Origin of the sequence: Variovorax sp. PCZ-1 (genome assembly GCF_018413605.1) — a bacterium.
Classification (GTDB): domain Bacteria; phylum Pseudomonadota; class Gammaproteobacteria; order Burkholderiales; family Burkholderiaceae_C; genus JANMDU01.
This window is the reverse complement of record NZ_JAHCDN010000001.1, coordinates 182990-196336: the sequence shown is the minus strand read 5'-3', so window position 1 is coordinate 196336 and position 13347 is coordinate 182990. Positions and strand designations below refer to the sequence as shown.

Annotated in this window: 13 protein-coding genes; 5 read left to right on the top strand and 8 right to left on the bottom strand. The window is 54.9% G+C overall.

The genetic code is table 11. From position 1 onward, the window contains the following. Positions 1 to 30: 30 nt before the first annotated feature. Positions 31 to 903, bottom strand: coding sequence for a DUF6279 family lipoprotein (locus tag KIH26_RS01015; RefSeq protein ID WP_213441585.1), 873 nt, complete (start codon positions 901 to 903; stop codon positions 31 to 33). Here KIH26_RS01015 and glmU point away from each other — a divergent pair. Next, complete coding sequence (gene glmU, locus KIH26_RS01010; protein WP_249660895.1) at positions 890 to 2284, top strand: bifunctional UDP-N-acetylglucosamine diphosphorylase/glucosamine-1-phosphate N-acetyltransferase GlmU; 1395 nt, start codon at positions 890 to 892, stop codon at positions 2282 to 2284. The genes KIH26_RS01015 and glmU overlap by 14 nt on opposite strands. Positions 2285 to 2449: 165 nt before the next feature. On the opposite strand, the gene KIH26_RS01005 is transcribed toward glmU, so the two are convergent. The 5 genes from KIH26_RS01005 to KIH26_RS00985 form a co-directional block, all read right to left on the bottom strand. Further along, positions 2450 to 2842: a cupin domain-containing protein gene (locus tag KIH26_RS01005; RefSeq protein WP_249660894.1), complete on the bottom strand. Its 393-nt coding sequence runs from the start codon at positions 2840 to 2842 to the stop codon at positions 2450 to 2452. 87 nt (positions 2843 to 2929) lie between these two features. Beyond that, positions 2930 to 3946 (bottom strand): TRAP transporter substrate-binding protein, encoded by a 1017-nt coding sequence (locus KIH26_RS01000; RefSeq protein WP_213441583.1) that lies wholly within the window; start codon positions 3944 to 3946, stop codon positions 2930 to 2932. Positions 3947 to 3992: 46 nt separating this feature from the next. Next, complete coding sequence (locus KIH26_RS00995) at positions 3993 to 5291, bottom strand: TRAP transporter large permease subunit (protein WP_213441581.1); 1299 nt, start codon at positions 5289 to 5291, stop codon at positions 3993 to 3995. Positions 5292 to 5300: 9 nt separating this feature from the next. Continuing rightward, positions 5301 to 5849 (bottom strand): TRAP transporter small permease, encoded by a 549-nt coding sequence (locus KIH26_RS00990; protein WP_213441579.1) that lies wholly within the window; start codon positions 5847 to 5849, stop codon positions 5301 to 5303. 16 nt (positions 5850 to 5865) lie between these two features. Continuing rightward, positions 5866 to 6609, bottom strand: a complete 744-nt coding sequence (locus KIH26_RS00985) for a FadR/GntR family transcriptional regulator (protein WP_213441577.1) — start codon at positions 6607 to 6609, stop codon at positions 5866 to 5868. Positions 6610 to 6709: 100 nt separating this feature from the next. Between KIH26_RS00985 and KIH26_RS00980 the strand changes: the two genes are divergently transcribed. The 4 genes from KIH26_RS00980 (at position 6710) to KIH26_RS00965 (ending at position 11457) form a co-directional block, all read left to right on the top strand. Then, positions 6710 to 8449: an IlvD/Edd family dehydratase gene (locus KIH26_RS00980; RefSeq protein ID WP_213441575.1), complete on the top strand. Its 1740-nt coding sequence runs from the start codon at positions 6710 to 6712 to the stop codon at positions 8447 to 8449. Positions 8450 to 8457: 8 nt separating this feature from the next. Next, complete coding sequence (locus tag KIH26_RS00975) at positions 8458 to 9381, top strand: sugar kinase (protein ID WP_213441573.1); 924 nt, start codon at positions 8458 to 8460, stop codon at positions 9379 to 9381. 24 nt (positions 9382 to 9405) lie between these two features. Next, positions 9406 to 10473 (top strand): TRAP transporter substrate-binding protein, encoded by a 1068-nt coding sequence (locus tag KIH26_RS00970; RefSeq protein WP_213441571.1) that lies wholly within the window; start codon positions 9406 to 9408, stop codon positions 10471 to 10473. Positions 10474 to 10557: 84 nt separating this feature from the next. Next, positions 10558 to 11457 carry a 2-dehydro-3-deoxygalactonokinase gene (locus KIH26_RS00965; protein ID WP_213441569.1) on the top strand — a complete coding sequence of 300 codons (900 nt, stop codon included), beginning with the start codon at positions 10558 to 10560 and terminating at the stop codon, positions 11455 to 11457. On the opposite strand, the gene KIH26_RS00960 is transcribed toward KIH26_RS00965, so the two are convergent. Next, positions 11458 to 11742, bottom strand: a complete 285-nt coding sequence (locus KIH26_RS00960; protein WP_213441567.1) for a hypothetical protein — start codon at positions 11740 to 11742, stop codon at positions 11458 to 11460. A gap of 9 nt (positions 11743 to 11751) precedes the next feature. After that, entirely contained in the window at positions 11752 to 13146 is a 1395-nt protein-coding gene (gene mpl, locus KIH26_RS00955) for a UDP-N-acetylmuramate:L-alanyl-gamma-D-glutamyl-meso-diaminopimelate ligase (RefSeq protein ID WP_213441565.1), read from the bottom strand. Positions 13147 to 13347 lie beyond the last annotated feature (201 nt).

Sequence of the window (13347 nt, the reverse complement as noted above, 5' to 3'; positions counted from 1 at the left end):
TGCGCAAAATGCTATTAAATCAATAGCAAATCAGCGTTGTGCTGCCAGCAAGCGCAGATCAGCCTCATAGCCTTTGAGCACCTTCACCGCATTCGCGCGCTGCGCAGGGGTGGTGCTGGCGTGAACGCTGGCAAAGCTCTGGCATGCTTGCTGCGTTAAGCGTTGCACATAAGCGCGGTAGGCTGGATCAGGCGACTCCCAGGCGCGCTGGATGTAGGCGCGCAAGGCATGTTGGCTGGTGGCTGGTGAGGCTTTCGCCGCTGCTAAATTGCTCAATAGCTCGATCAGCTCCTTCTGGCGGCGCTCGCGCTCTTTCAACGAATAAGCCGCATCAAAGCTGGATGTGCTCAGCGCTTGTTTGATCGCTGCAATTTGTGGCTCTTCAAGCTTGCCATAGAGCATCTCGCTGCGATCTACCGATTGTTTGAGGCGCTTGGCTTCTCGGCTGGCGGGCGTTCCTTGGATGTAATCTCGGTTGAATTCTTCAGCGTTCTTGGCGTACTTGCGTTTGAGATGGTCAATTTGCGAGGGCGTGATGGTTGGCGCCAGCTCAGCCAGTGCGGGTAAGGCCCGGTTGCTCACGTTGTCAAACAAGTTGCGCCCCTGATCGTAGAAGCGACATGCTTGGCCCGCATTGATTTCACCCGGCATGACTTGCCCCACCTGCGCAAGCAAATCAGCTGTTTTGGGCAGCTCATTGGCACGATGCCAAGCAAAGAGTTTGCTCAGTTCATCACGCACCTTCGGTGTTTGCTGCTCATTAAAATCAAAATAGGCATCCAGCCACCAATAAGTGAGATCGGGTGCTTGGTTGTAGGCGAGCTTGACTGCACTGCAGGCCGTCAGCAGCGATGCCGCGATAATCAGGCCAGCAAGGCGAAAGAATGAAATGAATCTGGACATTGTGATCATGGCTGCGGGTAAGGGCACTCGCATGAAAAGTAAATTGCCTAAAGTGTTGCACAAACTCGCTGGGCGCGCTTTGCTGGGGCATGTATTGCACACCGCCGCACAACTCAAGCCGCGCAGTGTGATCCTGATCACTGGCCATGGCGCTCCTGAAGTCATAGCATTTAGCGCAGATTCTGTGCCGGCGAACAGCCCATTTAGCTTAAAAACTGTGCTGCAAGAGCCACAGCTGGGCACGGGCCATGCTGTACAGCAAGCCGTGCCCGAGCTCGGCGACGAAGGCATCAGCTTGATCCTCTCTGGCGATGTGCCTCTTACGCAGATGGATACGCTGCAGGCCTTGGTTACTCAATGCGCAGGCCAGCAGATTGCATTGCTCACCATCGAACCAGCCGATCCAACAGGCTATGGCCGCATTGTGCGAGAGGGTGATGCCGTTAAAGCTATCGTCGAGCATAAAGATGCGAGCGAAGCGCAAAAACAAATTCGCGAAATCTACAGCGGCATCATGGCCTTGCCGACGCATCTTCTCAAGCGATATCTGAGCCTGCTTGATAACAACAATGCGCAAAAAGAGTTCTACTTGACGGATGTGATCAAGCATGCGGTCGCCGATGGCACAGCCGTGGCCGCTTTAAAAATCACCGATGCCGCACAAGTCGCGGGAGTGAACAGCCCCGCGCAGCTGCAAGAGCTGGAGCGCGAATACCAAAAGCGCGCGGCTTACAAACTGATGGAGCAAGGCGTGCGTATCGCGGATGCGGCGCGCTTTGATCTGCGTGGTGATTTGGCTTGCGGCCAAGATGTGAGCATTGATGTGGGCTGTGTGTTTGAAGGCCGCGTCTGGCTGGGCGATGAAGTACAAATCGGTGCGCATTGTGTATTGGCCAACTGCACCATCGCGCGCGGCGTGGTGATTCATCCATTCACGCACATTGATGGTGGCAAGGAAGGTGCAACTGTTGGCGCAGGTGCTTTGATCGGCCCCTTCGCTCGCTTGCGCCCTGGTGCGCAGCTCGGCGAAGAGGTGCATATCGGCAATTTTGTTGAAGTCAAAAATTCCACATTGGCCAAGGGCGCAAAGGCGAATCATCTCGCCTATCTCGGCGATGCCACGGTGGGCGAGCGCGTCAACTACGGCGCAGGCTCGATCACGGCCAACTACGACGGCGCCAACAAACACCGCACCGTGATCGAAGCCGATGTGCATGTCGGCAGCAATTGCGTATTGGTTGCCCCCGTCACCCTAGGCGCTGGCGGCACGATAGGCGGCGGCTCCACAATCACGAAAGACACGCCCGCAGGCGCGCTCAGCGTCGCGCGCGGCAAACAGGTGTCGATTGCTGACTGGAAACGCCCCACCAAGAAAAAATAAACTCGGCAAGCTCTGAATAAGTCGTCGGGATGAAGCAGGCTTGATTTCGGGATGGGATGCTAGGAGAAAAACATAGCTTTAGCGGTGCTAAGGCGAGGCTTTTTAAGGACGCAGACCGCCCGAAAGCGAGCCAGATTCGCCCGAATCGACTTATTCAGAGCTTCCCTAGGCGCGTACGAACATGGTGACCAAGGGCTCATCGCCCACTTGCCGGCTCCAATGGCCGTGAAGCTGGGCATCGAACTCCGCGCCTGGAGGTAAGGTGTCGTTGGAGTAAAAGCTCTGCCCCGCTTTGAAAATGCGTGAGCTGCCATCCTGCAGACCAATCTCCATCGCGCCTTGCAGCACGATCAACCATTGGGGTGTGGTGGTGCAATGGAAGTTGCTTTTGAAACCCACCGGACTCATGCGGAATTGGTGGCCGCTGCTCTGCGCGAGTGGGGAGAGTCGCGCTGCGGGTGAGCCTTCGCTCAAATCCGTTTTGATGTCGCGAAATTTCGCGCGGCCATCGGTATCGGTGTAAAGCTCTGCGAGCAATAAAAAAGGCATGGAGTCCATGCCTTGAAGTGTAATTTGAAACTCTCTCGGCTTTTGTGCTGAGAGAGTTTCAATAGTGATTAACCACTGGATAAGGCACGTCGGCCTTTAGCCTCCTCGGGCTTTTTTCAGTGCATCCACCACCACATTGATCGCATCAGCGCCAATGGTGGGCGCATTGCGGTCATACACTGGGCGCACTTTTTCAAACATGCGGCGCTGCTCAGCGGGCGTGATCTCGTTGACTTGCATGCCACGGGATTTGAGCGAGGCGAGAGATTTGCCGTCGAGATCGCGAATCGCAGCGCGCTGCACCTTCTGGCCTTCAATCGCTGCTTCGCGCAGCACGGCCTGCTCTTGAGGCGTGAGCGTGTCCCACATCTTCTTGCTGTAGAGCACGAGGAAAGGGGTGTAGGCATGGCGCGTGACAGAGAGGAATTTCTGCACTTCGTAGAACTTGGAGGTATCAATCGTGACAAAAGGATTTTCTTGGCCGTCGATGGTTTTGGTTTCTAGCGCGGTGAACACTTCGCCGAAGGCCATGGGCACAGCATTGGTGCCGAGCGTCTTGAAAGTATCCAAGAAGATGTTGTTTTGCATCACACGCACTTTGATGCCGTCAAAATCTTCAAACTTCGTCACAGGCTTTTTGCTATTGGTGAGGTTGCGGAAACCATTTTCCCAGTAGGCCAAGTTCACCAGACCCGCTTCTTCCAGCTTCTTGTTGAAGAATTGACCGGCTGCGCCATCGAGCACGGCATCTGCTTCTTTTTCGTTGGCAAACAGGAAAGGCAGATCAAACACGCCTAGCTCTTTCACAATGCCCACCAGCGGTGAGCTGGAGGTGACGACCATTTCTTGCGTGCCTGCGCGCAGGGCTTGCGTGGCTTGCAAATCGCCGCCTGCCGAGCCGCTCCAGAATGCGGTGACTTTGAGCTTGCCGCCGCTCTTGGCAGCCAGCACTTCTTGCATCTTCTTCACGCCCGCGCCCACGGGATGGCTCTCGGCCACGCCGTTGGACAGCTTGATATTGCGATCTGAAAACTGCGCGAAAGCAGCGGAAGTGGCGAGCACAGTACCTGCCACGATGAGAGCGGCTTGCGCTACTAAGTTACGACGTTTCATTTGAGAGTCTCCTACCGGGTTGAAAAAACAAGATTGAAAGAATGAATCAACGCAGCCACCATTTCAAGGGGACTAACACCAATTCGGGGAAGAAAACGAGTGAAAACAGCACGATGAGCTGAGCAATCAAGAAAGGCATCACGCCTTTGAAAGCCTGATCCATGGTGATACGCGCTACACCACTGGCCACATTGAGCACCGTACCCACAGGCGGTGTGATCAGGCCAATCGCGTTGTTCATGATGAAGAGCACACCAAAATACACGGGATCAATACCGGCCTTGAGCACCACGGGCATGAGCACAGGTGTGAGGATCAGTACCGTGGGTGCGAAATCGAGCGCTGTGCCGACCAACACGATGAGCACCATCATCATGAACATCAACAAGGTTTTGTTGTCCATGAACGGGGCGAGCATGTCGGCAATTTCGTTCGGAATATTGGCAATCGTGATCAACCAGGCACTGACCATGGCTGCTGCCACGAGGAACATCACAACCGCTGTCATCTTGCCTGCGGCGAGGAACAAACCGTAGATTTGCTTCCACTTCAGTTCGCCATAAATGAACATACCCACTGCGAAGGCATACACCGCTGCCACCACAGCTGCCTCCGTCGGCGTGAACACACCTGATTTCATGCCGCCGATGATGACGACGGGAAGCAGCAAGGCGAAGATGCCATCAAACGTAATCTTCAAGCGCTCCTTCATCGGCAGCTTAGGGCTGGGTGGCACATTCTCTTTCTTCGCTACCCACCACCAAGCAATGCCAATCGCAATGCCCATCATGATGCCGGGGACGATGCCTGCTAAGAATAATTTAGTGATCGACACATTGGCTGCTACACCGAAAATGATGAAGCCAATCGAAGGCGGAATCACCGGTGCGATGATGCCGCCTGCTGCCACAAGGCCAGCGCTACGCCCCACGTCATAACCCGCAGCGCGCATCATCGGAATCAAGATGGCTGCCAGCGCTGCAGTATCGGCGACAGCTGAGCCCGAAAGCGAAGCCATGATGATCGCCGCCATCACGGCCACATAACCCAAGCCGCCTCTGAAATGCCCGACCCATGCCACGCCGAGATTCACGATGCGTTTGGAGAGGCCGCCCGCATTCATGAACTCGCCCGCAAGCAAGAAGAAGGGCACGGCCAGCAGCGGGAAGTTATCCGCGCCATCCACAAAGCGCTGCGCCAAGATTTGGCTGTCAAACGAAGCAATTGTGCCGTTGTAAGCCAAGTAGCCCATCAGGCTCACGCCGCACACAAGGAGTGCGTAGGCAATCGGCATGCCCAGCGCCATGGCGGCGAGGAGCGAGAAAATGAAGATCGATACGGTCATGATGGCTCTTTATGCTTTTTTGAGTTGTTCGATGTTTTGCTCGACTTCTTTGATGCCTTCAGTCTCCACCACCGTGAGCATCTGCTCCTCGCTAAGCTGCCCGGTGAGCAGGAGGAAGAGCTTGTGGATATTGAAGATGCCCATCACTACAGCGACGACATAGCCCAAGCCATAAATCCAAATCATGGAAATGCCAGCCACTGGAGAAATATTCGTCACCTGAAGCTCATGCATTTTGAAAGTGCCCCAGAGAAACATCCCGTTCATGAGCAGCATCAAGCTCTCGCTCAAAAACACGCTGACTTTCTTACCTGTCAAAGGCAGATGCTTGAACAGCGTATCCACCCCCAAATGCCCACCCTCTCGCATTGCCACCATCGCGCCCAGATAGGTGAGCCAGATGAAAGCGTAGCGCGACATTTCTTCGCTGATCAAGATACCCGAGTTGAAAACATAGCGCATCACCACGTTGCCAAACACCATGATCACCATGGCAAATAAGCAGAGCACCACGCCCAGCTCCATGAGTTTGAAAAATATATCGATCAGTTTTTTCATGTTGCCTTCTCAATCCTCACGCTGCTTTGAGCCAAGCAGCAGGCTTATCGTGTTTCACCGGGCGATTGCGCCGCGCTAGCACTTGCTCGATATCCTCATGCGCGCCATCGATCAATACCAAAATGGCTTTTTCTGCCTTGGCGGGATTTTTAGCGATCACCGCATCCAGCACGGCTTTGTGTAAGGGCAAAGATTGGCGCGGGCCATCCGGGCGTGTGGTGGAGATTTCAAAGCTGGTGCGCAAGAGCGCTGAGAGCGCCTTGTTCATCTGAATCAGCATGCGGTTTTGGCAGGCTTTGAGCAGGCCTTGGTGAAAGCGCAAGTCATACATCACATAATCGCCACCTTCATGTACGACCTTGTGCATGCCGTCGTAAGCGGCTTGAATCTCGGCAATGTTGGCAGGTGTGGCGCGCTCAGCGGCCATGCGCACGGCAGCGGGCTCAATCAAGCGACGCAGATCTTGCAGATCACGCAGGAATTCAGCTGTCAGCCCGATCTTGCTTTGCCAAATGATCACATCGGGATCAAACCAATTCCAAGTATCGCGTGGCAACACACGCGTGCCCACCTTAGGGCCTGTGCTCACCATGCCTTTAGCTATCAGCGATTTCACCGCTTCACGAATCACCGTGCGGCTCACGCCCAGCTCTTCGCAAAGCACTGGCTCAGGCGGCACGCTCGCTCCCACGGCATAGCGGCCTGCAACGATGGCTTCACCAAGCAGATCGAGTGTGTTGCCGTGGACGTTTTTAATCATGGAAATGTGTGTTTTCTGAAAGAGTTGCAGAGGGTTTGTCCCGATGCAATGGTGTAATCATATGATGATAATACTTTCATCGACACTAGGAATAACCCGGATGAGCAATTCAAACAATCACCCTGAAAAGAAACAACTTCGCAGTCAGCAATGGTTTGGCCGTCAAGACCGTGATGGTTTTGCCTATCGAAGCTGGGTCAAAGGCAAAGGCGTACCGCATGATCAATTTGATGGCCGCCCAGTAATTGGTATTTGCAACACGTATAGCGAGCTCACGCCTTGCAACTCCCATTTCCGCACGCTGGCTGAGCAAGTGAAGATTGGTGTGTACGAAGCTGGCGGCTTCCCGCTGGAGTTTCCTGTGATGAGCTTGGGCGAAACGCTGCTTCGCCCAACGGCAATGCTGTATCGCAATCTCGCCAGCATGGATGTAGAAGAAAGCATTCGCGGCAACCCAATCGATGGCGTGGTGCTGCTCATGGGCTGCGACAAAACCACGCCTTCGCTCATCATGGGCGCAGCCAGCGTGGATCTGCCCACGATTGGCGTGAGCGGAGGCCCCATGCTGAACGGCAAATGGCGCGGCCAAGAGCTGGGCTCGGGCACTGGCGTGTGGAGCATGAGTGAGCAGGTTCGCGCGGGCACGCTGAAGCTTGCAGATTTTTTTGAAGCCGAAAGCTGTATGCACCGCAGCCACGGCCACTGCATGACGATGGGCACAGCTTCTACGATGGCGAGCATGGTAGAGGCACTCGGCGTAGGCTTGCCCGGCAATGCCGCCTACCCAGCCGTGGATGGCCGCCGCAATGTGCTCGCGCGTAATGCGGGGCGGCGCATTGTGCAGATGGTCAAAGATGATTTCAAGCTCTCACAGATTCTCACGCGCGAGGCTTTTGAGAATGCAATTCGCACATTGGCTGCAATTGGCGGCTCAACCAATGCTGTGATTCACCTGCTCGCGATTGCAGGCCGCGTGGGCTTTGATTTGAAGCTGGAAGACTTTGACCGACTGGCTTCCGAGCTGCCTTGCATCTTGAATCTGCAACCCAGCGGTGAGCATCTGATGGAAGATTTTTGCTATGCGGGCGGCTTGCCTGTGGTGATGAAAGAAATCGCTTCTGTGCTGCACATGAATCATGTGACCGCCAGCGGGAAGACCGTGGCGGAGAACGTGAAAGACGCAGAGAACTACGATCCGCGCGTGATCAAAACGATGGCGCAACCTTTCAAAGCCGCAGCGGGCATTGCCGTGCTCAAAGGTAATCTCGCACCGCGTGGTGCGGTGATCAAGCCGAGTGCCGCCACACCCGCGCTCATGGTACATACTGGCCGCGCCGTGGTGTTTGAAGACAGCGATGATTTCCACAAGCGCATTGACGATGAGAGCTTGGATGTGGATGAGACCTGCATCCTCGTGCTAAAAAACTGCGGCCCCAAAGGCTATCCTGGCATGGCCGAAGTGGGCAATATGCCGCTGCCGCCCAAAGTGCTGCGCAAAGGCATCACAGATATGGTACGCATCTCGGATGCCCGCATGAGTGGCACGGCCTACGGCACGGTGGTGCTGCACACTGCGCCCGAAGCGGCAGCTGGCGGGCCGCTCGCCGTGGTGCAAAACGGCGACATGATTGAGCTCAATGTGCCGCAGCGCAAGTTGCAACTACTGATTTCTGATGACGAACTCAAAGCCCGTCTTGCCAAATGGACACCACCCGAGCCGCCGCTCAAATCTGGCTACTGGAAGCTCTACATTGATCATGTGAACCAAGCGGATCAAGGCTGCGATCTGGATTTCCTTCGCGGCACGCGAGGTAGCTTCGTACCCAAAGATAACCATTGAGTCATTTGATGAAGTATGACGTGATCGCCATCGGCGAGGCCATGGTGGAGTTCAACCAAACCATCGCTGGCGAGCCCAATTACTTGCAAGGCTTTGGCGGCGACACCAGCAATGCTGTGATCGCCGCTGCGCGAGCAGGTGCGCGTTGCGCCTATGTGAGCGCCGTAGGCGACGATGTTTTTGGCAAGAATTTGATGGATTTATGGCATATCGCCTGCGTAGATACTGCGCAAGTAGCTATTAAATCAGGAGCATTTACAGGCATCTACTTCGTCACGCATGGTGCAGCAGGTCATGAATTCAGCTACCGCCGAGCCGGTTCAGCAGCGACTACGATGCTATTGAACGATATGCAATGCGGAGCATGCAAGCAAACGAAGTGGCTGCATTACTCTGGCATCTCCCAAGCGATTTCTGAAAACGCGCGCGAGCAATGCTCAGCAGCAGCGCGCATCGCGCGTGCTGCGGGCGCGAAGATCAGCTTCGATTCCAATCTGCGCTTAAAGCTCTGGTCACTTGAAGATGCCAAGCTGCACATGATTCCAGCCATTGCAGGCTGCGATCTGTTTTTACCTAGTTTGGATGATGTGGTGCACCTCAGCGGCTTATCTGATCCTCAGGAGATTATTCGCTGGAGCCATGATCTGGGCGCAAAGCAAGTCGTGCTCAAGATGGGAAGCGAAGGCGTGATCGTGAGCGATGGCTCACAACAAAATCGCATCGCGCCCATCACCGTAAAAGCCCTCGATGCCACTGGCGCAGGCGATTGCTTCGCTGGCAATCTGTTAGCGCGTCTCGCGCTTGGCGATGATTTAACAACTGCAGCTCGCTACGCCAACGCGGCTGCCGCTTTATCTGTGCAGGGTTTTGGCGCAGTGGCTCCCCTGCCGCTGCCCAAAGCTGTGCATGCTTTGTTGGCGAGCCATTCATAAAACCATGACAACTTGGAGACAATCATGCAGTACGTTTCACGGAGATTCGTCACTCCACTTTTGATAGCATTCTGCGCAGTATCTATGCCGGCTATCAGCCAAAATAGCTCTCAAAACAATGCGCAAAACCCAAGCCAGACGCGTTACATTCGCTTTGGCATCGGCCTCTCGGAAGACCATCCACAAGGTATGGCGGTCAGGAAATTCGCTGAGATCGTGAGCGAGAAAACCCAAGGCCGTATCAAGATCGAATTGTTTGCAGGCGGCAAGCTGGGCAATGACGTGAGCATGACGGATGCGCTCAAAGCGGGAAAGCTGGAGATGACTGCGCCAGACACCTCCAGCCTCGTGCGCTTCACCTCGGGCTTTGGCGTGATCAATTTTCCCTTCCTGCTCTCCACAGAGCAAGATGCCGATGCCCTGCTGGATTCCAAATTCGGTAATGAGCTGCTCGCTACACTCCCCGCGCATGGCCTCGTGGGCCTCGCTTGGTGGGAAAACGGTTTTCGCAATCTCACCAACAGCCGCTCGCCCGTGACGCGCCGCACCGATCTGATGGATTTGAAAGTGCGCGTGATGCCCAATGCGATGTTCTCGGACACCTTCCAAACGCTGGGCGCACAGCCGCTGAAGCTCCCCTTCCCCGAGGTCTATGCGAATTTGAAAGAAGGCAAAGTGCAGGCGCAGGAAAATCCGCTGATCACGATTTATGCGAGCAAATTCTACGAAGTGCAGCAACACCTTACACTCTCGCGCCATGCCTACAGCGCTTGGCCCGTACTGATCAGTAAGCCGGTGTGGGAGAGTTTCTCTGCGGCAGATCAAGCCATCCTCAAAACCGCCGCGCTTGAATCTTCCAAATACCAGCGCGAGCTGATCCGCAGCCGCAATGCGCAGATGGTAGATGAATTGAAGAAGCTGGGCATGAAGGTGACGGAGATTGATCGCGCTGAGCTGCCGTTGATTCGCCTCTCAACCCGCAAGGTGATCGACAAGTACGCCAAGGAATTCGGTGAAGACTGGACGAAGAAACTCTACCTACAACTTGCAATCAATGAACACAACAAGTTGCAGCGAAGCGTCAGTCGCTGAAATAAGCCGTGTCAGCTGAAGCATTTTTTAGACGATTCTAGAAAAAGCATTCGACGCAAGGCTTGACTCTTCGCATAATGCTGCATGGCCATTTCTCCCACCCATCCTTTTATCGCCGTCGATTGGGGAAGCTCCAGTTTTCGCGCTGCACTTATCGCACCTGACGGTGAAATCTTAGACGAGCTCGCCGAGCCACGCGGCATCTTGAGCTTCAAACAAGGCGAATTTGCGCCGTACTTGATTGCCACCTGTGCACGGATGACGAAAGAAGGTGGCCAAGCCTTCGTGCTCTCGGGCATGATTGGCAGCAAAGACGGTATGGCCGAAGTGCCCTACTGCGCTTGCCCTGCCACAGTAATGGATGTGGCACGCAATGTGAAATGGGCGGTGAAAGATCGCGTGGCGATTGCACCCGGTGTGCGATTTGATAACGAAGATGTGATGCGTGGCGAAGAAATTCAAATCTTCGGCGCAGCGGCCGTGCTCGGCCTGCGCGATGCCACCATGGTATTACCTGGCACACACAGTAAGTGGGTGAATTTGGAAAGCGGCGCTATCTTAGGTTTTAACACCTTCATGACGGGCGAGATGTATGGCCTGCTTGCACAGCACTCCATCCTGGCCAAAAGCTTTCCACAGCAATCCACATTATTTGAGCCGCAGGCTTTTTTGAAAGGTATTGATTTTGCGCAACAAGGTGTGAGCTTGCTCAACACAGCCTTCAGCGTGCGCGTGAAATCGCTCTTCAAAGAGCTCGCGCCCGAGCATGCAGCCAGCTATCTTTCTGGTCTGGTGATCGGCGAGGAGCTCGCAGCGATGCAGGTACAGCCTGGTGTTGAATTGGTGGTGATTGGCTCGCAGCAACTGACTGAGAGATACAGCATCGCACTGGAACATCTCGGTGCGAATGTGCGCACGCTAGGCTCCCAAGCCGCTTGGGCGGGGCTTTTTCAGGTGTACCAAGCACTGACACGCATCGGGTAATTATTTTCGCCAAGCGCCGGATAAGAACCATTGCACCGTCGCGCTCGCAATCACCATGGCGAGATAAGTGAACATCTTGCCATCGCGCCCCGTGAGGATCAGGCCGATGATGAGTACCGTGAAACAAACTACAAAATTAATAGCAGCTTGCGCAATGAATACGCCGCCGAAAGGCTTGTTTTGCTTAAAAAATCGGCCTAAAAACGTCACAAGCAAGGCAACAAAGGCGGCGGGAAGCATGAAGTTGATGGCGTGAATAAACGCATCCCAAAGACCCATCGACATCTCCACGCTTTAGGCTTTCAATGCATCGAGCAGCTTGGCATGCACACCGCCAAAGCCACCATTGCTCATGCAAACGATGTGGTCGCCACCGCGAGCGGCAGCTTGCACTTGGCGCACCAGTGTGCCCACATCGCCTGCAACTTGCGCACGCGTTCCCATGGGTGTGAGCGCGTCGGCAGCATTCCAATCGAGCCCCGCCGTGTGGCAGAAAGCCAGCGCTGCGTTTTCCAAGCTCCATGGCAATTGCGATTTCATCGTGCCCAGCTTCATGGTGTTACTGCGTGGCTCAAACACGGCGAGAATACGCTGGCCTCGGGTGACAGCATCTGCATCGAGGCGATCACGCAGGCCATCGAGTGTGGTGCGGATCGCCGTAGGGTGATGCGCGAAATCGTCATACACCGTGATGCCGTTAACGATGCCACGCACTTCCATGCGGCGCTTCACGTTTTGAAATTCACCCAGGGCTTTGGCTGCAACTACAGGGCTCACGCCCACATGATCGGCTGCAGCCATTGCAGCCAACGCATTGAGCTGATTATGTAGACCACTCAATGCCCATTGCACGCGAGCCACCTCTTTGGTGTCTGTTTTGCCGCGTTGCAGCACGGCAAAATCATGCGCTGCGCCCTGCGCTGACCAATCTGAAACAGCTGCGCCAAAACTGGCCTGCTCGCTCCAGCAGCCCTGATGCAACACGCGTGTGAGGCTTTCTTCCAAACCGTTAAACACCACGCGGCCACTTGATGGCACGGTGCGCACCAGATGATGAAACTGCCGCTCAATCGCAGCGAGATTATCAAAAATATCAGCGTGATCGAACTCTAAGTTGTTGAGCAAAGCCGTGCGTGGCCGGTAGTGAACGAACTTGCTGCGCTTATCAAAAAACGCCGTGTCGTATTCATCGGCTTCAATCACGAAATACTTTTCACCGAGTTTCGCCGATACGCCGAAATTCAAAGGCACGCCGCCCACCAAGAAGCCAGGTTTCAAGCCTGCATGCTCCAGAACCCAAGCCAGCATCGAAGTCGTCGTTGTCTTCCCATGCGTGCCTGCCACCGCGAGCACATGACGGCCTTGAAGCACATTCTCAGAGAGCCACTGCGGCCCGCTCGTATAGCGCGCACCGCTCTCTAAAATGGCTTCCATCAAAGGAAACTTAGGCGAGCCATCTGGCAGGCGAGCGCGGCTCACCACATTCCCCACCACATACACATCCGGCTTGCATGCCATCTGATCCGCTGCAAAGCCTTCAATCAACTCAATGCCCAATGCGCGCAGCTGATCACTCATGGGCGGATACACGCCCGCATCACAACCCGTGACCTTGTGCCCCGCCTCGCGCGCCAGCGCTGCAAGGCCGCCCATGAAGGTGCCGCAAATACCTAAGATATGAATATGCATGCCTACCATTCTAAGGCAGGTTTACTATGGAATTCATAGCATCTCGCGCAGATCATTTGCCGGCGACAGATCGATTTGCCCATAAAAAAAGCCCGCAGGTCTCGCGACGAGCGGGCTAACATCCAAAGGAGACTCTCTTCTTATCTGGATGGCAGGCGTGATGTGTTCATCACGCCTTGCATTTCGAAATCCATCACGCTG

Coding starts and splice junctions, on each gene's coding strand:
- mpl (WP_213441565.1), bottom strand. CDS start 13,146: ATGCATATTCATATCTTAGGTATTTGCGGCACCTTCATGGGCGGCCTT.
- KIH26_RS00980 (WP_213441575.1), top strand. CDS start 6,710: ATGAGCAATTCAAACAATCACCCTGAAAAGAAACAACTTCGCAGTCAG.
- KIH26_RS00970 (WP_213441571.1), top strand. CDS start 9,406: ATGCAGTACGTTTCACGGAGATTCGTCACTCCACTTTTGATAGCATTC.
- KIH26_RS00995 (WP_213441581.1), bottom strand. CDS start 5,291: ATGACCGTATCGATCTTCATTTTCTCGCTCCTCGCCGCCATGGCGCTG.
- KIH26_RS00975 (WP_213441573.1), top strand. CDS start 8,458: ATGAAGTATGACGTGATCGCCATCGGCGAGGCCATGGTGGAGTTCAAC.
- glmU (WP_249660895.1), top strand. CDS start 890: ATGAATCTGGACATTGTGATCATGGCTGCGGGTAAGGGCACTCGCATG.
- KIH26_RS01015 (WP_213441585.1), bottom strand. CDS start 903: ATGTCCAGATTCATTTCATTCTTTCGCCTTGCTGGCCTGATTATCGCG.
- KIH26_RS00990 (WP_213441579.1), bottom strand. CDS start 5,849: ATGAAAAAACTGATCGATATATTTTTCAAACTCATGGAGCTGGGCGTG.
- KIH26_RS00965 (WP_213441569.1), top strand. CDS start 10,558: ATGGCCATTTCTCCCACCCATCCTTTTATCGCCGTCGATTGGGGAAGC.
- KIH26_RS00960 (WP_213441567.1), bottom strand. CDS start 11,742: ATGTCGATGGGTCTTTGGGATGCGTTTATTCACGCCATCAACTTCATG.
- KIH26_RS01005 (WP_249660894.1), bottom strand. CDS start 2,842: ATGGACTCCATGCCTTTTTTATTGCTCGCAGAGCTTTACACCGATACC.
- KIH26_RS01000 (WP_213441583.1), bottom strand. CDS start 3,946: ATGAAACGTCGTAACTTAGTAGCGCAAGCCGCTCTCATCGTGGCAGGT.
- KIH26_RS00985 (WP_213441577.1), bottom strand. CDS start 6,609: ATGATTAAAAACGTCCACGGCAACACACTCGATCTGCTTGGTGAAGCC.